At 59.9% G+C, this 21828-nt stretch carries 18 protein-coding genes and 4 tRNA genes; 11 read left to right on the top strand and 11 right to left on the bottom strand.

Annotated elements, in window-relative coordinates; translation table 11 throughout:
• Positions 1-10 precede the first annotated feature (10 nt).
• From MKS85_RS22325 to MKS85_RS22305, 5 genes are read left to right on the top strand one after another with little or no spacing between them, the layout of a single operon-like run.
• A complete protein-coding gene (locus tag MKS85_RS22325) occupies positions 11-1027 on the top strand; it encodes an ABC transporter ATP-binding protein (RefSeq protein WP_047230468.1) in 1017 nt (338 codons plus the stop codon).
• Positions 1024-2013: an ABC transporter ATP-binding protein gene (locus MKS85_RS22320; protein WP_188252288.1), complete on the top strand. Its 990-nt coding sequence runs from the start codon at positions 1024-1026 to the stop codon at positions 2011-2013. Before MKS85_RS22325 ends, MKS85_RS22320 begins: the two co-directional genes overlap by 4 nt.
• Complete coding sequence (locus MKS85_RS22315) at positions 2010-3434, top strand: M20 family metallopeptidase (protein WP_076383776.1); 1425 nt, start codon at positions 2010-2012, stop codon at positions 3432-3434. The genes MKS85_RS22320 and MKS85_RS22315 overlap by 4 nt, the downstream gene beginning before the upstream one ends.
• Complete coding sequence (locus tag MKS85_RS22310; RefSeq protein WP_188252289.1) at positions 3431-4585, top strand: M20 family metallopeptidase; 1155 nt, start codon at positions 3431-3433, stop codon at positions 4583-4585. Before MKS85_RS22315 ends, MKS85_RS22310 begins: the two co-directional genes overlap by 4 nt.
• A gap of 36 nt (positions 4586-4621) precedes the next feature.
• Positions 4622-5086, top strand: a complete 465-nt coding sequence (locus MKS85_RS22305) for a transketolase (RefSeq protein ID WP_188252290.1) — start codon at positions 4622-4624, stop codon at positions 5084-5086.
• Between the two features lie 117 nt (positions 5087-5203).
• Here MKS85_RS22305 and MKS85_RS22300 read toward each other — a convergent pair whose 3' ends face one another.
• Positions 5204-6220: a 1-aminocyclopropane-1-carboxylate deaminase gene (locus tag MKS85_RS22300; protein ID WP_188252291.1), complete on the bottom strand. Its 1017-nt coding sequence runs from the start codon at positions 6218-6220 to the stop codon at positions 5204-5206.
• Positions 6221-6418: 198 nt separating this feature from the next.
• On the opposite strand from MKS85_RS22300, the gene MKS85_RS22295 reads away from it, so the two are divergent.
• Entirely contained in the window at positions 6419-6928 is a 510-nt protein-coding gene (locus MKS85_RS22295; protein WP_047230462.1) for an Lrp/AsnC family transcriptional regulator, read from the top strand.
• A gap of 159 nt (positions 6929-7087) precedes the next feature.
• On the opposite strand, the gene MKS85_RS22290 is transcribed toward MKS85_RS22295, so the two are convergent.
• From MKS85_RS22290 to MKS85_RS22275, 4 genes are all read right to left on the bottom strand, one after another.
• A tRNA-Asp gene (locus tag MKS85_RS22290) sits at positions 7088-7164 on the bottom strand.
• A gap of 17 nt (positions 7165-7181) precedes the next feature.
• Positions 7182-7257 (bottom strand) — tRNA-Val (locus tag MKS85_RS22285).
• Positions 7258-7431: 174 nt separating this feature from the next.
• Positions 7432-7508, bottom strand: a tRNA-Asp gene (locus MKS85_RS22280).
• A gap of 20 nt (positions 7509-7528) precedes the next feature.
• Positions 7529-7604: transfer RNA gene (locus MKS85_RS22275), tRNA-Val, on the bottom strand.
• Between the two features lie 160 nt (positions 7605-7764).
• Between MKS85_RS22275 and rdgC the strand changes: the two genes are divergently transcribed.
• From rdgC to sugE, 3 genes are all read left to right on the top strand, one after another.
• Positions 7765-8685 carry a recombination-associated protein RdgC gene (rdgC, locus tag MKS85_RS22270; RefSeq protein WP_047228694.1) on the top strand — a complete coding sequence of 307 codons (921 nt, stop codon included), beginning with the start codon at positions 7765-7767 and terminating at the stop codon, positions 8683-8685.
• Between the two features lie 145 nt (positions 8686-8830).
• The gene (locus tag MKS85_RS22265) at positions 8831-9796 is read left to right on the top strand and encodes a bile acid:sodium symporter family protein (protein ID WP_107321747.1); all 966 of its coding nucleotides are present in this window, start codon (positions 8831-8833) and stop codon (positions 9794-9796) included.
• A 118-nt stretch (positions 9797-9914) separates the two neighbouring features.
• Positions 9915-10229 (top strand): quaternary ammonium compound efflux SMR transporter SugE, encoded by a 315-nt coding sequence (gene sugE / locus MKS85_RS22260; RefSeq protein ID WP_047228696.1) that lies wholly within the window; start codon positions 9915-9917, stop codon positions 10227-10229.
• A gap of 145 nt (positions 10230-10374) precedes the next feature.
• Here sugE and MKS85_RS22255 read toward each other — a convergent pair whose 3' ends face one another.
• The 4 genes from MKS85_RS22255 to MKS85_RS22240 form a co-directional block, all read right to left on the bottom strand.
• A complete protein-coding gene (locus MKS85_RS22255; protein ID WP_107321746.1) occupies positions 10375-12249 on the bottom strand; it encodes an MFS transporter in 1875 nt (624 codons plus the stop codon).
• Between the two features lie 80 nt (positions 12250-12329).
• The gene (locus MKS85_RS22250) at positions 12330-13478 is read right to left on the bottom strand and encodes a TDT family transporter (protein ID WP_139049380.1); all 1149 of its coding nucleotides are present in this window, start codon (positions 13476-13478) and stop codon (positions 12330-12332) included.
• 103 nt (positions 13479-13581) lie between these two features.
• The gene (locus MKS85_RS22245) at positions 13582-13893 is read right to left on the bottom strand and encodes a cupin domain-containing protein (RefSeq protein ID WP_171061328.1); all 312 of its coding nucleotides are present in this window, start codon (positions 13891-13893) and stop codon (positions 13582-13584) included.
• A gap of 37 nt (positions 13894-13930) precedes the next feature.
• Complete coding sequence (locus MKS85_RS22240; RefSeq protein WP_139049379.1) at positions 13931-15115, bottom strand: MFS transporter; 1185 nt, start codon at positions 15113-15115, stop codon at positions 13931-13933.
• Positions 15116-15218: 103 nt separating this feature from the next.
• Between MKS85_RS22240 and MKS85_RS22235 the strand changes: the two genes are divergently transcribed.
• A complete protein-coding gene (locus MKS85_RS22235) occupies positions 15219-15758 on the top strand; it encodes a TetR/AcrR family transcriptional regulator (protein WP_076383769.1) in 540 nt (179 codons plus the stop codon).
• A 252-nt stretch (positions 15759-16010) separates the two neighbouring features.
• A complete protein-coding gene (locus tag MKS85_RS22230) occupies positions 16011-19481 on the top strand; it encodes a PAS domain-containing hybrid sensor histidine kinase/response regulator (protein WP_047228702.1) in 3471 nt (1156 codons plus the stop codon).
• Positions 19482-19539: 58 nt separating this feature from the next.
• Here MKS85_RS22230 and rmuC read toward each other — a convergent pair whose 3' ends face one another.
• Positions 19540-20922 (bottom strand): DNA recombination protein RmuC, encoded by a 1383-nt coding sequence (gene rmuC / locus MKS85_RS22225; RefSeq protein WP_171061333.1) that lies wholly within the window; start codon positions 20920-20922, stop codon positions 19540-19542.
• A gap of 178 nt (positions 20923-21100) precedes the next feature.
• A complete protein-coding gene (locus tag MKS85_RS22220) occupies positions 21101-21424 on the bottom strand; it encodes a hypothetical protein (protein WP_076383767.1) in 324 nt (107 codons plus the stop codon).
• Positions 21425-21828: the final 404 nt, after the last annotated feature.

Genomic DNA, 21828 nt, shown 5'->3' with positions numbered 1-21828 from the left:
AGTACCGGACATGGCACTACTCCATGTTGAAAACCTGCGGGTGGACATTCCCATGGGCCATAACCCGACAGCGGATGACATGCTGCATGCGGTGCGCGGCCTGGATTTTCAGGTCGAGCGCGGCGAGATGCTGTGCATTGTCGGAGAGTCCGGCTGCGGCAAATCCCTGACCTCGCTGGCACTCATGGACCTGCTGCCCCGCAAGGCCAAGCGCACCGCCAGCCGACTGACACTGGACGGCATCGACCTGCTCGGCCAGAGCGAGCGAAGCATGTGCGATCTGCGCGGCAACCGCCTGGCGATGATCTTCCAGGAGCCCATGACCGCGCTGAACCCGGCCTACAGCATTGGCGACCAGCTCAGTGAAGTGCTGACCCGGCACCGCAAGGTGTCGCGCAAGGATGCGCTGGCCCGCGCCGCGCAAATGCTGGAAAAGGTCGGCATCAGCAATGCCGGCGAGCGTCTGCGTCAGTACCCGCATCAACTCTCCGGGGGGTTGCGCCAGCGGGTGATTATCGCCATGGCGTTGATGTGCGAGCCCGACCTGATCATCGCTGACGAGCCGACCACCGCACTGGACGTGACCATTCAGGCGCAAATCCTGCGCCTGATCCGCGATATTCAGAAAGAACTGGGGCTGGCGGTGATCTTTATCACCCACGACCTTGGCCTGGTGGCCCGCATCGCCGACCGGGTGGCCGTGATGTATGCCGGGGAAATCGTCGAAAGCGCTCCCGCCCGACAACTCTTCGAGAACCCGCGGCATCCGTACACCCGTGGCCTGCTGGCCAGCATCCCGATTCCAGGGCGGACCAAACCGGGCGAAGCGCTGGGCTCGATTCCCGGTCTGGTGCCGAGCCTTGTGGGTGAACAACACGGGTGTGCCTTTCGCAATCGTTGCGAGCATACCGTCCAGGCGTGTGCCCGGGACGTGCCCGAAGTGCAACAGGACGGACATATGGCGCGCTGCCTGCTGGCGGCTTCTGGGCCGAAACCGATACTGATCAAAGAGAGTGCCCGGTCATGAAAAAAGACATCGCTCTGGAGCTGTGCGATATCCGTCGCGAGTTCCGTATCAGCAAAGGCTTTTTCAAACCTGCCGCCACACTGAAAGCGGTTGATGGCGTATCACTGCGCCTGATGCGCGGTGAAACCCTCGGTCTGGTGGGTGAGTCCGGTTGCGGCAAAAGCACCCTGGCCAAGATCCTGCTCGGCCTGCTACAGCCCACTCAAGGCGACGTGCTGGTCAATGGCAAACATCTGGCAGCGACAGATCGCAAGGAGATGTCCCGGCGTATCCAGCCGATCTTCCAGGATCCGTATTCATCGCTGAACCCCCGCAAGACCCTGCGCGAAATCATCACCCTGCCGTTGATCGTCCACGACATCGGCACGGCCACCGAGCGCCGCAAGAAAACCGAACAAATGCTGGATGTAGTCGGCCTTCCCAAGCGCGTGATCGATAGCTATCCAGCCCAGTTATCCGGCGGCCAGCGCCAGCGCGTGGCGATTGCCAGGGCGCTGGTCATGCGTCCTGATGTGTTGATCTGCGACGAGCCGACTTCGGCGCTGGACGTGTCAGTGCAGGCGCAGATCCTCAATCTGTTGCAAGACCTCAAGCGCGAATTCGGCCTGACCTATCTGCTGATCAGCCACAACCTGGCGGTTATCGAGCACCTCGCCGATCGGGTGGCCGTGATGTATCTGGGGCGTATTGTCGAAGAACGCACCCGCCAGTCGCTGTTCGCCGAACCCGGCCATCCGTATACCCGCGCATTGCTCGATTCGGTGCTGACCCCCGATCCGCGCTTGGGCATTCCAGACATCGGCCTGCACGGCGCCTTCCCCAACCCGATGTCCCCGCCATCCGGCTGCACCTTTCACCCGCGCTGCCCGAACTGCATGGACCGTTGCAAAACGGCCTATCCGGCCAACGATCCAATTATCGGCGGCAACGTACGTTGCCACCTGCACGACAATCCCACCCAAACACTGGAGCTTGTCCACTCATGAGTCGTTCCCAGGCCATCAGCAACACCCTCGAACAGTTCGACAACGGTGCTTTTTTCAACCTGCTCGAACGTAGTGTCGCCCTGCCCACCGAAAGCCAGGCGCAAGACAGCCAACCTGAGTTGTATCGCTACCTCAACGAGTTCATCACTCCGCATGTCGAGGCGCTGGGTTTCAGCGTAAAAATCTACGACAACCCGGTAGCGGAACGCGGACCATTCATGATCGCCACGCGCATTGAACACCCGCAGCTGCCCACCGTACTCAGCTATGGTCATGGTGATGTGGTGCGCGGCTATGCGGCACAATGGCGTGAAGGCTTGTCACCGTGGCAAGTCACCGTCGAAGGTGATCGCTGGTACGGGCGCGGCACCGCCGATAACAAAGGCCAGCACCTGATCAACATCACCGCGCTGGAGCAGACCCTCAAGGCCCGCGAAGGCAAGCTCGGCTTCAACGTCAAACTGCTGCTGGAAATGGGCGAAGAAGAAGGTTCCCCCGGCCTCAATGCGTTCTGTGCCGCCCACCGCAAGGAGCTGGCGGCGGATATCTTCATCGCCTCGGACGGCCCGCGTCTGGCCGCAACACGGCCTACCATTTTTCTAGGCTCACGCGGGGTGTTCAACTTCGAGCTGGCGGTCAATCTGCGCGAAGGCGCGCACCACTCCGGTAATTGGGGCGGGCTGCTGGCCAATCCCGGCATCATCCTGGCCAACGCCATCGCCAGCATGATCGACGAACATGGCCGGGTAAAAGTCGAGGGCTTGCAGCCCAGCGCACTGCCGGATTCGGTGCGACAGGCGCTGGCCGACATCGAAGTCGGTGGCGGGCCGGATGATCCGCAAATCGACGCCAACTGGGGCCACCCGGATCTGTCGCTGAGCGAGAAAGTCTTTGGCTGGAATACCCTCGATGTCATTGCCTTCAAGACCGGTAATCCAGACGCCCCGGTGCATGCAATCCCCGGCAAGGCCAACGCTCACTGCCATATCCGCTTTGTGGTAAACAGCGATTACACGACCTTTATCCCCGCCGTGCGCGCTCACCTGGATGCCCATGGTTTCAACAATGTCGAGGTCACGCAAAGCCGCATCGATGTCATGCACGCCACCCGGCTGGACCCGCAAAGCCCATGGGTGAACTGGGCGCTTGACTCGTTGACGCAAACCACCGGAAAGAAACCGGCGCTGCTGCCCAATCTTGGCGGCTCCTTGCCCAACGACGTGTTTGCCGACGTGCTCGGCCTGCCGACCTTGTGGGTGCCGCATTCGTACCCGGCCTGTTCACAACATGCGCCCAACGAGCACTTGCTGGCACCGGTGGTCAAAGAAAGTCTGCAGATCATGGCCGGGCTGTTCTGGGACCTGGGCAACGATGCGGCACGTCTGAGCGAGGAACATCGGGCACGGGAGCGTGCGCAATGAGCGAGACCCACCAACAAGCGCTGGACTGGCTCGCCGGCCAGCGCCCCGCCATGGAGTCGTTGTTGCAGCGTCTGGTCGATACCGACTCCAACAGCTATGACAAGGCGGGGGTCGATGCCGTAGGCGCATTGCTCGCAGCGGAACTGGAGGCCGACGGTATCGAGCTCAAGCGGATGCCGGTCGAAGGTTTTGGCGACGTACTGCTTGCCCAAGTGCCCGGCGAGGCTGGCAAGCCGGTGCTGTTGCTGGGCCATCGCGACACGGTATTCCCCAAGGGCACGACCACCACCCGTGGCTTCAGCCGCGATGGCGACCTCGCCTACGGCCCCGGCGTAGCCGACATGAAAGGTGGGTTGGTGCTCAACTGCTTCGCCCTCAAGGCACTCAAGCGCGCCGGTCCTTTGCCCTGCCCGGTGCAGGTGCTCTATACCGGTGACGAAGAAATCGGCTCTGGCAGCGCTCGCAGGCATATCGAAAGCGCCGCCAAATCAGCCCGCGCCGTACTCAATACCGAGCCGGGACGGGCCAGCGGCAATGTGGTCAGCGCCCGTAAAGGCGGGGCCACACTGGTCATCGAAGTCAGTGGCCGCGCTGCGCACTCCGGCGTCAACCATGCCGACGGGGCCAGCGCCATCGAGGCACTGGCCCGAAAGATCGTCAAACTGCATGCCCTGACCGATTACCCCGCAGGCATCACCACCAATATCGGGCTGATCGCCGGCGGCACCTCCAGCAACACTGTCGCGCCCAACGCCTCGGCCAAGCTGGATGTACGGTTTATCGAGTCGCAACACTGGGAGCAGATATTCGCCGCCATCCAAGGCATCGTCGCTGAAGAGGAACTGCCCGGCACGAGCGCCATCCTCAAGGAAGCGACGACCTTCCTGCCGATGGAAGCACGGCACAGCGAGCAACTGCTGCACATCTATCAACAACAAGCACTGGCGCTAGGCTTCAGTGTCGAGGGCGAATTCACCGGCGGCTGCGCCGATTCCGGGTTCACCGCCAGCTTGGGCATTCCAACCCTGTGTGGCCTCGGGCCGGTGGGTGGCAAAGTCCACACCGATCGTGAATACCTGGAACTGGACACGTTGGTTCCACGCGCCCAGGCCTTGGTGGCAACCATTCTGGCCGTCGGCGAGAACCGTTGAGGCAATGAGCCTCTACCCATCACCGGGAGTACTTTCATGCATACGATTTCGCAATCCGCAGTCTGGATAAAAGCGCCATTAACGGATGTGGGTGTCGTTATTGTCACCAGTGCCGAACTGCCCGAATACTTCATCGACACGTTGCAGCTGGCGATCAAGGACTGGGACCAGGTGGCCTATCTGGTCGTCAAGCAGTCGCATGAGTTCATGCTCGACTGGCTCAGAGCCGGGTTTCAGGCATCGGAATCGAATCCATCCAGCCTGTGTCATGCCAGCCAGTTGCTGCGCTCAGTATCGAAAGGCTGCTACCTGCTTGATGTCGAAGTCAGCCCATTGCCCAGCCTGACTTGGCTGGGATCTGTCTGCGGCCACACATTGCGCTTCGTTAAACTGGGTAAGGTCGAGTTAACCGATGCCGCGATGGATAAGCAGGTGGAGAAGATCTTGTCGGTGGCCAGGGACCTGGCAAAAAGTGTCTTGCAAGAGCGCTATAGCGCCTGATGGGGCCGGGTCCCGCGCTGCTCAGCAAGTGCAACATTGAACCTGTGGCAAGGGAGCTTGCTCCCCGCCACAGCTTACTCACCGCTAGCGCTAACGCTTGACGGACTTGAAGCGCAATCATCCGTTGCGGAACAGGAAGCTATAGGCGTTCAGCGCGGGAACCCCGCCCAAATGCGCATAAAGCACTTTCGAGCCTTCAGGGAACTCACCACGACGCACCATATCAATCATCCCGTGCATGGATTTACCTTCATACACCGGGTCTGTCAGTACGCCCTCAAGGCTCGCGCACAGTCGGATAGCTTCCAGCGTGCCGTCGTTGGGCAAGCCATATTCCGGGTAGGCGAAGCGCGTATCGAGGACCACGTCCTCTTCAGTGATCTCCCGACCCAGCTCCACCAGCTCAGCGGTGTGCCGAGCAATGCGCAAAATCTGTGCCTTGGTCTGCTCCGGTTTGGCCGAGGCGTCGATACCGATGACGTTCTTCGAGCGGCCGTCGGCAGCGAAACCGACCACCATGCCGGCCTGGGTACTACCGGTCACCGAACAGACCACAATGTAATCAAACTTGAAGCCCAGTTCTTTTTCCTGCTGCCGTACCTCTTCGGCGAAACCCACGAACCCGAGGCCGCCGTAGGGATGCTCGGAACACCCCGCCGGGATCGGGAATGGCTTGCCACCTCGCTCGATCACGTCGCTCATGGCCTTCTCCCAACTGGGACGAATGCCGATGTCAAACCCGGCGGCGTCCAGACGTACCTCTGCACCCATGATCCGGGACATCTCGATATTGCCCACTCGGTCATACACCGCATCGGAGTAGTTCACCCAGTTTTCCTGCACCAGTACGCACTTCATGCCCAGGTGAGCAGCGACGGCGGCTACCTGGCGGGTCTGGTTCGACTGGATTCCGCCGATGGAAACCAGGGTATCGCAGCCTTGCTCAAGCGCTTCGGGAATCAGGTATTCAAGCTTGCGGGTTTTGTTCCCGCCGAAGGCCAGGCCACTGTTGCAGTCTTCACGCTTAGCATACAACTGCACCTTGCCGCCCAAATGTTCGCTGAGACGCTTCAAGGGGGTGATGGGAGAGGGACCAAAGGTCAGCGGATAACGTTCGAAACGATTCAGGTTCATGACTCTGCTCCTTGTGTATTGAATATCCAAGCACCAGGCCGAAAGACAAAGGCTGCCTTCCAGGCTATTTCAGGGGGGCTTCGATGAGTTCAATATTAAGAAGAATATGAAAAATATGTGTTGCAAGTTTAAGGTACTTAAAGAACTATTATTTACGCAAACAATTACAGAACATACTTTAGTTGTTCGGGAAGAGAGATGAGCGCAACAAATAATCACAAGAAGCCTGAAGAAACAGCTGCGGCGCCGCAACCGCTTGATCGAACCGACCGAGCGATTCTCAAGACCCTGCAGCGCGATGCCTCCATCTCCAATGTGGCGCTTGCAGAGAAGGTGAAACTGAGCGCGCCGGCTTGCCTCAGGCGCGTCGAACGGCTCAAGCAGGCCGGCCTGATCAAGGGCATCGTCGCATTGCTGGACAGTGAGGCGCTGGACGCGGGAATGGTGGTGTTGATCGGCGTGGTACTGGACCGCTCCACACCGCAATCCTTTGCAGATTTCGAAGCGGCCGCACAAAAGGTATCCGGCTGTATGGAATGCCATGTGGTGACGGGAGAATTCGACTATTTCATGTTGCTGCGAACCAAGGACAGCCACAGCTTCAATCGACTGCATGCCGAACAGTTGCTTTACCTGCCCGGTGTTCGGCAGATCCGCTCGTTCATGGGGTTGCGCCAGGTCTTGTCGACGACCCACATACCCATTTGATGCTCATATCCGCCGAGGGGCAGCACCTGCTATATCACGGCCGTGCCGTTTGCTGGGCTGCTGATGGATTGTGATGAAACGCCATAAACGAAAAAAGCGGCCAAAGGCCGCTTATTCGGTAGCTTCCAGGCGTTCAGTGGGCCTAAGTGGAAGCGAATATGGCGCAGCGGACGGGACTCGAACCCGCGACCCCCGGCGTGACAGGCCGGTATTCTAACCGACTGAACTACCGCTGCGCGTAACATTGAAAGCTTGGTGGGTGATGACGGGATCGAACCGCCGACATTCTGCTTGTAAGGCAGACGCTCTCCCAGCTGAGCTAATCACCCTTCACTTTCGATGCGGGGCGCATTCTCTCACAAATTTTCGTAACGTGCTGATTTAATTAACTATTCAGCAAAAAATGTGATTAACGTGCACCGCAGGAACTGCAAACAGCAAAAAGCCCGCGTTAGCGGGCTTTCTGTGGTGATCTGGCGTTCAGTGTTCCAGATTACCGAATATGGCGCAGCGGACGGGACTCGAACCCGCGACCCCCGGCGTGACAGGCCGGTATTCTAACCGACTGAACTACCGCTGCGCGTAACACTTTGGAGCGAATGGTGGGTGATGACGGGATCGAACCGCCGACATTCTGCTTGTAAGGCAGACGCTCTCCCAGCTGAGCTAATCACCCTTCGCTTTCGGTGTGGCGCGCATTCTACGGAGCGTCCTCAAAGCTGGCAAGCACTTTTTAATTTAATTTTTTCAGGCCTTCCAAAGGCTTAGCGAAGGGTTGGCCTATGGCGCCGCGAAGAGAATAATGCCCCCCTTTGTATAAAGGAGAGACTCACCCCATGTGGTTCAAAAACCTGCTTATCTATCGCCTGACCCAAGATCTGCCTTTTGATGCCGAGGCGTTGGAAACTGCACTGGCCAGCAAACTGGCGCGTCCATGTGCAAGCCAGGAGTTGACCACTTACGGTTTCGTCGCGCCGTTCGGTAAAGGCGAAGACGCACCTCTGGTGCACATCAGCCAGGATTTCCTGCTGATCGCCGCACGCAAGGAAGAACGCATCCTGCCAGGCAGCGTCGTACGCGATGCCCTGAAAGAAAAGGTCGAAGAGATCGAAGCCGAACAAATGCGCAAGGTCTATAAAAAGGAACGGGACCAGCTCAAGGATGAAATCATCCAGGCGTTTCTGCCTCGCGCGTTCATTCGTCGCTCGTCCACCTTCGCTGCCATCGCACCGAAACAGGGTCTGATCCTGGTCAACTCCGCCAGCCCGAAACGCGCCGAAGACCTGCTCTCCACCCTGCGCGAAGTCCTCGGCTCGCTGCCGGTGCGCCCACTGACCGTGAAAACCGCACCCACCGCCATCATGACCGACTGGGTCAAGACTCAGAAAGCCGCCGACGATTTCTTCGTGCTGGATGAATGCGAGCTGCGCGACACTCACGAAGATGGCGGCATTGTGCGTTGCAAGCGTCAGGACCTGACCAGCGACGAAATCCAGTTGCACTTGAACACCGGCAAGGTGGTGACCCAACTGTCGCTGGCCTGGCAGGACAAGCTGTCTTTCGTGCTCGACGACAAAATGGTGGTCAAGCGCCTGAAATTCGAAGACTTGCTGCAGGATCAGGCGGAACAGGACGGCGGCGACGAGGCCCTCGGCCAACTGGACGCCAGCTTCACGCTGATGATGTTGACGTTTGGCGAGTTCCTGCCGGCGCTGGTAGAAGCGTTGGGTGGTGAAGAGATGCCTCAGGGGATCTGACAGCCCAATGATTACCCTTGTGGGAGCGAGCCTGCTCGCGATGGCAGAGTGACAGTTACCGACAGGTTGTCTGATACTCCGCTATCGCGAGCAGGCTCGCTCCCACAGTGTTTTTGTGGTGCTACTTAATAATAAGGATCAGGTCATGCGCGCACTGGCTGCATTGAGTCGTTTTGTCGGCAATACCTTCGCTTACTGGGTGCTGTTTTTTGCCGTGCTGGCATTCTTGCTACCGCAATGGTTCGTCGACCTGAAAGTCGCCATCGTCCCCTTGCTGGGGCTGGTGATGTTCGGCATGGGCCTGGCGCTCAAGCTGGAGGACTTTGCCGAAGTGGGCCGTCATCCAGGGCGGGTGGTCCTGGGGGTGATTGCACAATTTGTCATCATGCCTGGCGTGGCGTGGCTGCTCTGCCAAGTATTCAGCCTGCCACCGGAGATTGCCGTCGGGGTGATTCTGGTGGGTTGCTGTCCGAGCGGCACCTCCTCCAATGTCATGACCTGGTTGGCCCGCGGCGACCTGGCTTTGGCCGTGTCGCTTTCGGCCATCACCACCCTGCTCGCGCCTTTGCTGACCCCGGCGCTGATCTGGCTGCTGGCTTCCGCCTGGTTGCCGGTGTCGTTCTCGGCGCTTTTCTGGTCGATCCTGCAGATCGTACTGCTGCCTATCGTGCTAGGCATCGTTGCTCAACGCCTGCTGGGAGAGCGGGTTCGTCACGCGGTGGAAGTGCTGCCGCTGATCTCGGTAGTGAGCATCGTGATCATTGTGGCGGCGGTAGTGGCGGCCAGTCAGGCGAAGATCGCCGAGTCCGGCCTGCTGATCATGGCGATCGTTATGCTGCATAACAGCTTCGGTTACCTGTTGGGTTACTTCACCGCTCGCCTGTTCGGGTTGCCACTGGCCCAGCGCAAGACCTTGTCGCTGGAGGTAGGCATGCAAAACTCCGGTCTGGGCGCAGCCCTGGCCAGTGCGCATTTCTCGCCGCTGGCGGCGGTGCCCAGCGCGCTGTTCAGCGTCTGGCACAATATCTCCGGGGCGCTGCTCTCGACGTATTTCCGCCGTATGAGCGAAAAGCAGGACCGTGAACTGCTCGCCCGCCAAGCGGCGGACTGAAAGACAGACTTGATCGAGTGGTCAATAATGGGCAATCTATATGCCCATCGCGGGGACGACCCCGCCACTCGATCGACCTAAATCCGGGGACGACCCCATCCATCGATGGAGGTGTGTGATGTCCTGGATCATTCTGTTTTTTGCCGGCCTGTTCGAAGTCGGTTGGGCTGTCGGCCTGAAGTACACCGACGGTTTCAGCCGCCCGCTCCCTACCGTATTGACCGTTGCGGCCATGGCTATCAGCCTTGGCCTGCTGGGCCTTGCGATGAAGGAGTTGCCCCTGGGCACGGCCTATGCTATCTGGACCGGTGTCGGTGCCGTGGGCACGGTGATTGCCGGAATCATTCTGTTTGGTGAATCCATGGCGCTGGTTCGGCTGGCCAGTGTGGCGTTGATCGTTGCCGGGTTGATCGGACTTAAGGCCAGCGCCTGAGCTCACCTGCAGGAACAATCTCTGTAGACATCTAGGCTTGTAGGGCTAGACCTGTGGGAGCAAGGCTTGCCCGCGAGGCGGTCTCAAGGACGCTATCGCGAGCAAGCTTTGCTCTCACATACCAACTTTCACAAGGCGTCTCTCGTTATCTGACAGCCCCGCGCAACTCCCCCACCAACGCCTGCAACTTCGCCGGTTCCGCCACCTCAACGGCGACCGCCGGCCCCGCCACCAACGTCACCCGCGACCACAACCGGCGAAACAGCCCCTTGTTCGGGTCACGACTGAAGAAACTGCCCCACAATCCCTGCAACGCCAGGGGAATCACCGGCACGGGGGTTTCCTGAAGAATGCGCGTCAGTCCGCCCTTGAACTCATTGATCTCACCATCGGCCGTCAATTTTCCTTCGGGGAAGATACACACCAACTCGCCGTTCTGCAGGTATTGAGCGATGCGCGTAAAGGCGCTTTCGTAGATATGAATGTCTTCCTGGCGCCCGGCAATCGGAATCGTCCCGGCGGTGCGAAAGATGAAATTGAGCACTGGCAGGTTGTAGATCTTGTAGTACATCACGAAGCGAATCGGCCGACGCACCGCGCCACCGATCAGCAACGCGTCAACGAAGGACACGTGATTGCAGACCAGCAGTGCGGCGCCTTCATCGGGAATCGCATCCAGGTTGCGATGTTCCACGCGGTACATGGAATGGCTCAGCAGCCAGATCATGAAACGCATGCTGAACTCAGGGACGATTTTGAAGATGTAGGTGTTCACGCCAATGTTCAGCAGTGACACCACCAGGAACAGCTGGGGAATCGACAGTTCCAGCAAGCCCAGCAGGACAATGGAGACAATCGCCGAGACCACCATGAACAGCGCGTTGAGAATGTTGTTGGCGGCGATGACCCGCGCCCGCTCATTCTCGGCGGTGCGCGACTGGATCAGTGCGTACAGCGGCACGATGTAGAAACCACCAAAGACACCGAGCCCGAGGATGTCGATCAGCACCAGCCAGGCGTGGCCGAAACCGAGCACTTCGAGCCAGCCGTAGCCCTCGGCGCTGCCAGGAATTCCGCCGGAATGCCACCACAACAGCAGCCCGAATACGGTCAGGCCGAACGAGCCGAAGGGAACCAGGCCGATCTCGACTTTACGCCCGGACAGCTTCTCGCACAGCATCGAACCCACGGCGATCCCCACCGAGAACACCGTCAGGATCAAGGTCACCACGGTTTCATCACCGTGCATCCAGTCCTTGGCGTAGGCCGGGATCTGTGTCAGATAAATCGCCCCGACAAACCAGAACCACGAGTTGCCGACAATGGAGCGGGACACCGCAGGGGTTTGTCCCAGGCCCAGTTTAAGCGTGGCCCAGGACTGGCTGAAAATGTTCCAGTTCAGGCGCATCTGCGGTGAAGCTGCCGCCGCCCGCGGAATGCCGCGACTCGCCAGGTAACCGGCTACGGCGATAACGATAATCGACGTTGCCACGACCGGCGCGTAATGCGCCGAGGACATCATGATCCCAGCGCCGATAGTGCCCAAGAGGATCGCCAGGAATGTGCCCATCTCCACCAGGCCATTGCCGCCGACCAGTTCGTCCTCGCGCAGCGCTTGCGGCAGGATCGAATATTTCACCGGCCCGAACAGCGCCGACTGGGTACCCATGGCGAACAGCGCCGCCAGCATCAACCACAAGTGATCGAACAGGAAACCCACCGCGCCGATCGCCATGATGGCGATTTCGCCGAATTTGATCAGACGAATCAACGCATCCTTGGCGAATTTTTCCCCGAACTGCCCTGCCAGTGCCGAGAACAAGAAGAACGGCAAGATAAACAGCAGCGCACACAGATTGACCCAGATCGAGCGGTCGCCCTCGATGGTCAGCCGATAGAGAATCGCCAGGATCAACGACTGCTTGAACACGTTGTCGTTGAACGCGCCAAGGGACTGTGTGATGAAAAACGGCAGGAAACGCCGCGTGCGGAGCAAGGTGAACTGCGAGGGGTGACTCATCTTCCATGTTCCTGAGTGGCGTGGTCGCTTATTGGAATGAGGTTTTTCGATCCAGGCCACACATTACCTGTCTTTAACGATTATTTCGCCAGCCCCGCAATGCATGGCGACACGAACAGCTCACCGTGCCAGGCGCCGAGCACCGTGCGGCGGCCGACGATCAGCCACATCACCGCCAGCATCGCCACCAGTACACAACCGAACACAGTAAAAAAACCCAGGCTCAGCAAGCTCGCCAGCTTCAGCGTTGCCAGCGCATACACGCCCAAGGGGAAGGTAAAGCCCCACCACCCGAGGTTGAACGGGATGCCAGTGCGCAAATAGCGTGCGGTGATCAGCAGCGCCATCAGCATCCACCAGAACCCGAAGCCCCACAGGGTGATACCGGCCACCACGCCCACGCCGGCGGCGACTTCACCTAAGCCCGGCAAGCCATTGGCGGCAAAAATCAGCGGCGCATCGCCTCCCAGCAACAACATGCCCAGAGCACCGGTCCCGATCGGGCCGAGGGCCAGCCAGCTCGAGGCGGCCATGTTTTCGTGGGGTAGTTTGTGCAGGGCCATGCGCAGCAGCAGAATCGTCAGGATGCTGAACGCTACGGGTAGGGAAAATGCCCAGAGGATGTAGCTGGTGACCAGCATCACCAGTTGCGAATGAGCGTCTGCCAAGTGCGGTGCCAACAACCCGCCACTGGCGGCGGCGACTTCAGCGGCCACCACGGGCAATAGCCACACGGCGGTCATCTGATCGATCCGGTGTTCCTGGCGGGTGAACATCAAAAACGGAATCAGCACGCCGCAGGCCAAGGACATCGCCACGTCGATCCACCACAACGTTTCCGCCAGCGGCACCACGCCCTCGCCCCACCGTGGCAAACCGAATACCAACAAGCCATTGATGAGGGTCGCCAGCCCCATGGGGATGGTGCCGAAGAACATCGAAACCGTTGAATGACCGAAAATCCGCCGGGCCTCGTCGAAGAACAGCACCCAACGGGCGGTGTACAGCCCCGTGAACAACATGAACAACAGGACATTGAACAACCATAACCCTTCGGCCAGGAGGTGCAGGCCTGGGACATCCCCCGGCCATTGCGCCAGGGCCAGGGCCAATACGCCGGTGCCCATGACGACAGCAAACCAGTTAGGCGTGAACTGGCGAATGGCTTCCAATGGCCTGGGCAAATGACTGAGTGGGCGCAAACGGTTGGTTGCAGCACAGCATGGCATGGCGAACTCCTGCTCTGGGACGAGATAGAGCCATGCTAGATTCAAATCGAATATCTATATAACGGGTAATTTCTCTATATATTATCGATTATGCAAATATCGATCAGACGCTGCCCTCGGTCTCGATCACCAGAATTCGCGCTTCTCCCAATGGCTTGGCCAGATGTTCGGTGCCCACCGATGCATAGAAAATATCCCCCGCGCTCAGCAAGGTATCCTTTTCGATACCGTCTTCCCGATAGCACATCTGCACTTGCCCATCGAGCACCACGAAGACTTCCTGACCTTCATTGATGTGCCATTTGTAGGGCTGATCGGTCCAGTGCAGGCGCGTGGTAATGCCGTTCATGTTGGCGATATCCAACGCCGCCCAGGCGCGATCGCCAGTGAAGGATTTACTGCGGATGATGTTCAACTCAGATCGCCCCAAAGAAAACACATAGGCGCCAATGTTAACCCAAACCAGGCGCTGTTCGCGCCTGACGCGACAGCCCCAGCAAGGCAACGATCAACAGCACAATCAACACCGCCCCATAGCCATCGGTGGTCGGGATCAGCCCGTACACACGGGTCAGGCTCCCCGCCAACAGTGACGGCAGGCTGAACGCCAGGTAACTGAGGACATAAAACGCCGACATCAACCCGGCCCGCTCATGGGGCAAGGCCAACGGCATGATGCTGCGCAATGCTCCCAGAAAGCCCGCGCCGAAACCGCTGCCAGTGACCAGCGTGCCGACGAAGAACAATGGCAAGCTAGCAGCGTGCACTGCGAGCAATACCAGCGCCAGACCGACCATCAACAGGCTGGCGGCCAGGCGCAGCATTTTGTCGGCCACCTGGTTGCGCAGCGTGTAGATACTCAACGCTCCGGTGAGCGTCAGCACCGCCACCAGCGCGCCGCCAATCAAATTGGAGGTGGTTCCGGTTGCGACCCGCACCAATGACGGCGCCAGTGACAAGTAGAAGCCGCCCACCGCCCAGGCCACCAGGTTCAAGGGCAGTATCAGCCACAAGGCGCGCCGTGCCTGGATCGGCACATGCAAGGTGGGGCGCAAAGATCGCCAGGCACCCGGTTGCGGGCTGACGCTCTCGGCCAGAAACCAGAGGTAAATGGCCTGGATCAGGAACAATCCCAGCAGAATCCAGTACGTCAGTTGCAGGGGCAACGGCGCGAACTCGGCCAACATGCCACAGCCAAATGCTCCGCAAGCCATGCCCAGCAAGGGCGCGACGCTGGTGATCAGCGGACCTTGCCGACGATCGAAGTCCAGCAAGGCAGCGCCAAGCACACTGGTGGCCATGCCCGTAGCGAAGCCCTGAATCAACCGTGCACCGATCAACCAGGCGATACTGTCGGCGTTGATAAACAGCAGCATTGCCAGCATGTTGAGCAACAGCGCTACGAAAATCACCGGTTTGCGTCCCAGATAATCCGACAACGAACCTACGGTCAGCAAAGCCGCTAACAGACTGAACGCGTACACACCGAAAATCAGCGTCAGGACCCCAGGGGAAAATTGCATCTGTTCCTGGTAGAGGTGATACAGCGGGGTTGGCGCACTGGACGCTGCGAGGAAACCGAGCAGGGTGATCGCCAGGAATATCAAACTGGCACGAGTCGAAGCTGGACGGGACATGGGCACACTCCACAAGGCAATCCACAAAAGCTAATTTTTTGCTTTTGCGGAGTGTGCTATCGACGCGCGCTTAAAGCAAATTCTTTGTGTTAAGGTCCGATCCATGGCTATTAAAGAAGGTTTACGTCCCGGCGGCAGAAGCGCCCGGGTACAAGAGTCGATTCATTCGGCGGTTCGCAGCCTGCTCCAGGAGCAGGACCGCGCCACCCTGACCGTGCCGCAAATCGCGGCCCGCGCAGGCGTAACCCCGTCCACCATTTACCGGCGCTGGGGCGACCTGCCGGCATTGCTGGGCGACGTCGCGATTGCCCGCATGCGCCCGGACTGCGCACCGCTGGACACCGGCAGCCTGCGCGGGGATCTTCGCGCCTGGGCCGAACAGTACCTGGACGAAATGAGCTCCGAGCCCGGTCGCAACATGATGCGCGACATCCAGGCCTGCGCCACGCCGGGCTATTGCGTGGGAATCATCAGCGGCCAGTTGCAGACCATCCTGGATCGCTATCCTGACGAGCCAAACCCCGGGGTCGAGCGACTGATCAATGTGGTGGTCGCGCCGACGGTGTTTCGCATCCTCTTTGCCACCGCGCCGTTGGCGGTTGAGGAGTTGTATCGGTTGGTGGATATCGCGTTGGCCCAGTAATACCGCCATCGCGAGCAGGCTCGCTCCCACATTTGAGCAGTTGTGAATACAAAATCCATATTCGCCGAAGATCCAGTGTGGGAGCGAGCCTGCTCGCGATGAGGCCGACCAGCACACCCCATGCCCCATTGCTGAGCGCAACCGGCGATACCTCGACACGCCTCGACCTTGGTCGACACTGACGAACCCGAGCGGGCATGCGAGACTGTTCTGCCGGGCACTGCCCCCGGGGTCTTTCGTTCAGGAGCTTCCATGTCGTTGTCCAGCGGGCTGATTGCCGTTGTTGCCCTGGCCTATATGGCCATCCTGTTCGCCATCGCCTTCTACGGCGACCGGCGCAGCACACCGTTGCCCCCTCGGGTGCGGGCGTGGGTCTACAGCCTGTCGCTGGCGGTCTATTGCACCAGCTGGACATTTTTTGGCGCGGTGGGCCAGGCTGCCGAACAACTCTGGTCATTCCTGCCGATTTACCTCGGGCCGATCCTGTTGCTGGTGCTGGCCCCGTGGGTCTTGCAGAAAATGGTGATGATCAGCAAGCAGGAAAACATCACCTCCATCGCTGACTTCATCGCCGCCCGCTATGGCAAATCCCAGTCCCTGGCGATTGTGATTGCCCTGATTTGCCTGGTGGGTGTGTTGCCGTACATTGCCTTGCAGCTCAAGGGCATCGTGCTCGGGGTGAACCTGCTCATCGGCGCCGGGGCCGACACCACGGGCACCCGCGCCCAGGACACGGCGCTGATCGTTTCACTGATCCTCGCGCTGTTCACCATCGTGTTCGGCACCCGCAACCTGGACGCCACCGAGCACCACCGAGGCATGGTATTGGCCATTGCCTTTGAATCGCTGGTCAAGCTGTTCGCCTTCCTTGCCGTTGGCGCCTTTGTCACGTACGGGCTCTACGACGGATTCGACGATCTGTTCAACCAGGCGATGCTCGCGCCGCGGCTGGAGCAATACTGGAAAGAAACCATCAACTGGCCGTCCATGGTGGTGCAGACCGGGGTGGCGATGATGGCGATCATCTGCTTGCCGCGGCAGTTTCACGTGACCGTGGTCGAGAACATCGAGCCCCAGGACCTGCGCCTGGCCAAGTGGGTGTTCCCCGCCTACCTGGCCCTGGCGGCGTTGTTCGTGGTGCCCATCGCCCTCGCCGGGCAAATGATGCTGCCCGACTCGGTGCTGCCGGATTCATTCGTCATCAGCCTGCCGTTGGCCCAGGCCCACCCGGCGCTGGCGGTGCTTGCGTTCATTGGCGGCGCCTCGGCGGCCACCGGCATGGTCATCGTGGCGAGTGTCGCGCTCTCCACCATGGTGTCCAACGACATGCTGCTGCCTTGGCTGTTGCGCCGCAACAACGCCGAGCGGCCCTTTGAAGTGTTTCGCCAGTGGATGCTGTCGGTTCGCCGGGTGAGCATTGTGGTGATCCTGCTGCTGGCCTATGTCAGCTACCGCCTGCTGGGGTCGACGGCGAGCCTGGCGACCATCGGCCAGATCGCCTTCGCCGCCGTGACCCAACTGGCGCCTGCCATGCTCGGCGCGCTGTACTGGAAACAGGCCAACCGTCGCGGGGTGTTCGCCGGCCTCGCCATGGGGATTTTCCTGTGGTTCTACACCTTGGTGTTGCCGATCGCGGCCCACAGCCTGGGCTGGTCGCTGAACAGTTTCCCGGGGCTTGCGTGGCTGCATGGCAACCCCTTGAACCTGCCGATTTCACCGCTGACCCAAGGGGTCGTGTTATCCCTGGCCGGTAACTTCACCCTGTTTGCCTGGATCTCCGTGCTGTCGCGCACCCGCGTGTCGGAACACTGGCAGGCCGGACGCTTCATCGGCCAGGAAATCAGCGCCCGCCCCAACCCCCGCTCGATGCTGGCGGTGCACATAGATGACCTGTTGCAACTGGCCGCGCGCTTCGTTGGCGAAGAACGGGCGCGCCAGAGTTTCATTCGCTTTGCCTACCGCCAGGGCAAAGGCTTCAACCCGAACCAGAATGCCGACAGCGAATGGATCGCCCACACCGAACGGCTCCTGGCGGGCGTGCTGGGGGCTTCGTCGACGCGCGCGGTAGTAAAAGCCGCGATTGAAGGTCGGGAGATGCAGTTGGAGGATGTGGTCCGAATCGCGGATGAAGCCTCGGAAGTGCTGCAATTCAACCGTGCACTGCTGCAAGGTGCCATCGAAAACATCACCCAAGGCATCAGCGTGGTCGATCAGTCCCTCAGGCTGGTGGCCTGGAACCGCCGATACCTGGAGCTGTTCAACTATCCGGACGGTTTGATCAGTGTGGGTCGGCCCATCGCCGACATCATCCGCTACAACGCCGAGCGCGGCCTTTGTGGCCCGGGCGAAGCAGAGGTCCATGTCGCTCGACGCCTGCACTGGATGCGCCAGGGCCGTGCACACACCTCTGAACGGCTGTTTCCCAATGGTCGGGTGATCGAGCTGATCGGCAACCCCATGCCCGGCGGCGGTTTTGTCATGAGTTTTACCGACATCACCGCTTTCCGCGAAGCCGAACAGGCCCTGACGGAAGCCAATGAAGGATTGGAGCAACGGGTGGCGGAACGCACCCGGGAACTGTCGCAACTGAACATGGCCCTGACCGAAGCCAAAGGCACCGCCGAGTCGGCCTACCAATCCAAGACACGGTTCCTGGCAGCAGTCAGTCATGACCTGATGCAGCCGCTCAACGCCGCACGCCTGTTCTCCGCAGCGCTGTCCCATCAGCACGACGCCTTGCCGAGCGAGGCACGGCAACTGGTGCACCACCTGGACAGTTCGCTGCGCTCGGCCGAAGACCTGATCACCGACCTGCTGGACATTTCCCGCCTGGAAAACGGCAAGATCAACCCTGACCGCAATCCATTTGCCCTCAACGAACTGTTCGATACCCTGGGCGCCGAGTTCAAGGTACTGGCCCAGGAACAAGGCCTCAAATTCCGGGTGCGGGGCTCACGACTACGGGTCGACAGCGACATCAAGTTGCTACGTCGTGTGTTGCAGAACTTCCTCACCAATGCCTTCCGCTATGCCAAAGGCCCGGTACTGCTGGGCGTTCGCCGTCGCAATGGCGAATTGTGCCTGGAGGTGTGGGATCGCGGCCCGGGCATCGCCGAAGACAAACTGCAGGTCATTTTCGAAGAGTTCAAACGTCTCGACAGCCATCAGACCCGTGCGGAAAAAGGCCTGGGCCTGGGCCTGGCGATCGCCGACGGGCTGTGCCGCGTGCTGGGTCACACCTTGCGGGTGCGTTCCTGGCCGGGGCGCGGCAGTGTCTTCAGCGTCAGCGTACCGCTGGCCCAGGCGCAGACTGCCTTGCCCAAGCCCGCAGCCGAACTCAACGGTCATTTACCAAAAGGCGCCCAGGTGCTGTGTGTCGATAACGAAGACAGCATTCTGATCGGCATGAACAGCCTGCTCACTCGCTGGGGCTGCCAGGTGTGGACGGCGCGCAACCGCCAGGAGTGCGAGCGTTTGCTCAGCGAGGGAGGCCGACCGCAACTGGCCCTGGTGGATTTTCACCTGGACAATGGAGAAACCGGAACCGAGCTGATGGCCTGGTTACGCAGCCGTATGGGTGAACCGATACCAGGCGTGGTGATCAGCGCCGATGGCCGCCCCGAGACGGTGGCGCAGGTGCATGCGGCGGGTCTGGACTACTTGGCCAAACCGGTGAAACCGGCCGCATTGAGGGCGTTGTTGAGTCGGCATTTGCCGTTGTAGAGAATCGATTTCCCACTGTCAGGCACACACTGCCTGGCATCAAGCCCAGGTTTTTACATCAAGCCTGAGGCTTTTCGGTCTCTTCAGGCAGTTCGGGCAGCCCATCGACATCGGTCATTGCCCGTTCGAGCAGTTCGGCTGGCAGGCTTTTGCTGGCCCGGGCGCCGAGCAATTTGAGTTGTTCGCTGCGGCTGATCAGATTGCCACGCCCTTCTGTGAGTTTGTTGCGCGCCGCACTGTAGGCTTTGTCCAGTTGCTGCAAACGGCTGCCTATTTCGTCCAGGTCCTGAATGAACAGTACGAACTTGTCGTACAGCCACCCTGCCCGCTCGGCGATTTCCCGGGCGTTCTGACTCTGGCGCTCCTGTTTCCACAAGCTGTCGATCACCCGCAACGTCGCCAATAGCGTCGTCGGGCTGACGATCACGATGTTGCGGTCGAAGGCTTCCTGGAACAGGTTCGGTTCGGCTTGCAGCGCGGCAGAAAACGCGGCCTCGATCGGTACGAACAACAACACGAAATCCAGGCTGTGCAAACCATCCAGGCGCTTGTAATCCTTGCCGGCCAGACCTTTGACGTGGGCCCGCAAAGAGACCACGTGCTGCTTGAGAGCGAGGTGGCCGATGCTGTCGTCCTCGGCGGCCACATATTGTTGATAGGCCGTAAGACTGACCTTGGAATCCACCACCACCTGCTTGTCGCCGGGCAGGTAAATCAGCACGTCCGGCTGGAACCGTTCGCCGTCCGGGCCCTTGAGGCTGACCTGGGTCTGATACTCGCGGCCCTTCTCCAGGCCGGCGTGTTCAAGCACCCGCTCCAGAATCAGCTCACCCCAGTTACCCTGGGTCTTCTGGCCTTTGAGGGCACGGGTCAGATTGGTCGCTTCATCGCTCAGGCGCAGGTTCAGCTGTTGCAGCCGTTCCAACTCCTTGCCCAGGGAGAAGCGTTCCCGCGCCTCGGCTTGATAGCTTTCCTCGACACGTTTTTCAAAGGATTGGATGCGCTCCTTCAGCGGGTCGAGCAACTGCCCCAACCGCTGCTGACTGGTTTCCGCGAAGCGTTGCTCACGCTCATCGAAGATTTTTCCTGCCAGCTCGGCGAACTGTGCCCGCAACTCGTCTCGCGAACCTTGCAGGTCGTCCAGACGTTGCTGATGACTTTCCTGTTGCTCACGCAGTTCGGCATGCAACGAAGCCGCCTGGGCATCGAGACGCCGCAGTTCCGCTTCTTTTCCGGCACGCTCCAAGTTCCAGGCGTGGGCTGCGTCTCGGGCATTGTCGCGTTCGATCTGCAACAACTCGACTTCGCGACAAGCGGCGGCAAGCTCGGCTTGCCGGGCGGCGTTGGCCTGGCCCAGGTCGCTGATTTCATCGCGGCACGCATCGAGCTGGGCGTTCAAACCGTCGTGGGCCATGTGGGCGGTGGCCAGACGCTCCTCCATTAACGCGAGTTCGGTTTGCGCGGCGCTGGCCTGGCGTTGCAGGTGCCAGGCCAGGGCGAGCAACGGCACCGCAGCACCCGCCAGGCCAAACAACAGGCTGGTCAAATCCATAGCCATGACAATTCCCGCCGATGAAATAAAGCCCGCAGGTTAACCAAGCGGCCAGGGGATGCCCAGCTCAGTCTTCGATTTCACCCAGCGCCTGGCGCGCACGATGATCCCCGGCCCTGGCAGCCTGACGCAGCAGATCCTGGCCAATACGGCGATCGCGCGCGTTCCCGCACTCACGGCACATCAGCTGACCGAGGCGACTTTGCGCAGCTACCACGCCTTCCCGGGCTGGTTGCTTGAGTAAACGGCCGGCCAAGTGTTTGACACTGGTGTTTTCCCCAAGGCGCGGGCTGTCGAGCAGCCATTCGGCCACGCGCATCGAAATGCGTTTGGGTGGGGTAACACCGGCGGGTGTGGAGGTAACAGGATTTGATACTGAGCGAAACTTCATAAAGCACTGTGGGACAGATCAGGAAGGCGCGCCACTCTACTCCTTTTTTCGCACGGGTAAAGTCGAAAAAATCCGGCACGCCCGTGCTAGAGCAAGCGCTTGGGACAATCCACAGAAGCTGTGGATAACTCAGTGGACAACCCCCCCTGAAGTCGCCGTAAGCCCTGTGGAACGGGGCCTGCGCTCAAACTGACGATTTTTTCACCAGTAAAAAAAAGCGATGTTTTTCATTGACTTAAATTTTGGATACAGGCACCCACCCCAGATTGTTTCCACATGACAATACGGTGACAACCACCGCATCGAGTGTGCACAAGTAACACGTGAAATGGTTATATGGTTGCGCCGTTTTGGCTCATTTGCGCGGTAAAACCTGGGGATAACCTGACGACGTGCGGGCCGTT

This window comes from Pseudomonas sp. JL2 (assembly GCF_031570495.1).
GTDB lineage: Bacteria > Pseudomonadota > Gammaproteobacteria > Pseudomonadales > Pseudomonadaceae > Aquipseudomonas > Aquipseudomonas rhizophila.
The sequence above is the reverse complement of the archived record's forward strand: the minus strand, read 5'-3'. Positions and strand labels throughout refer to the sequence as shown.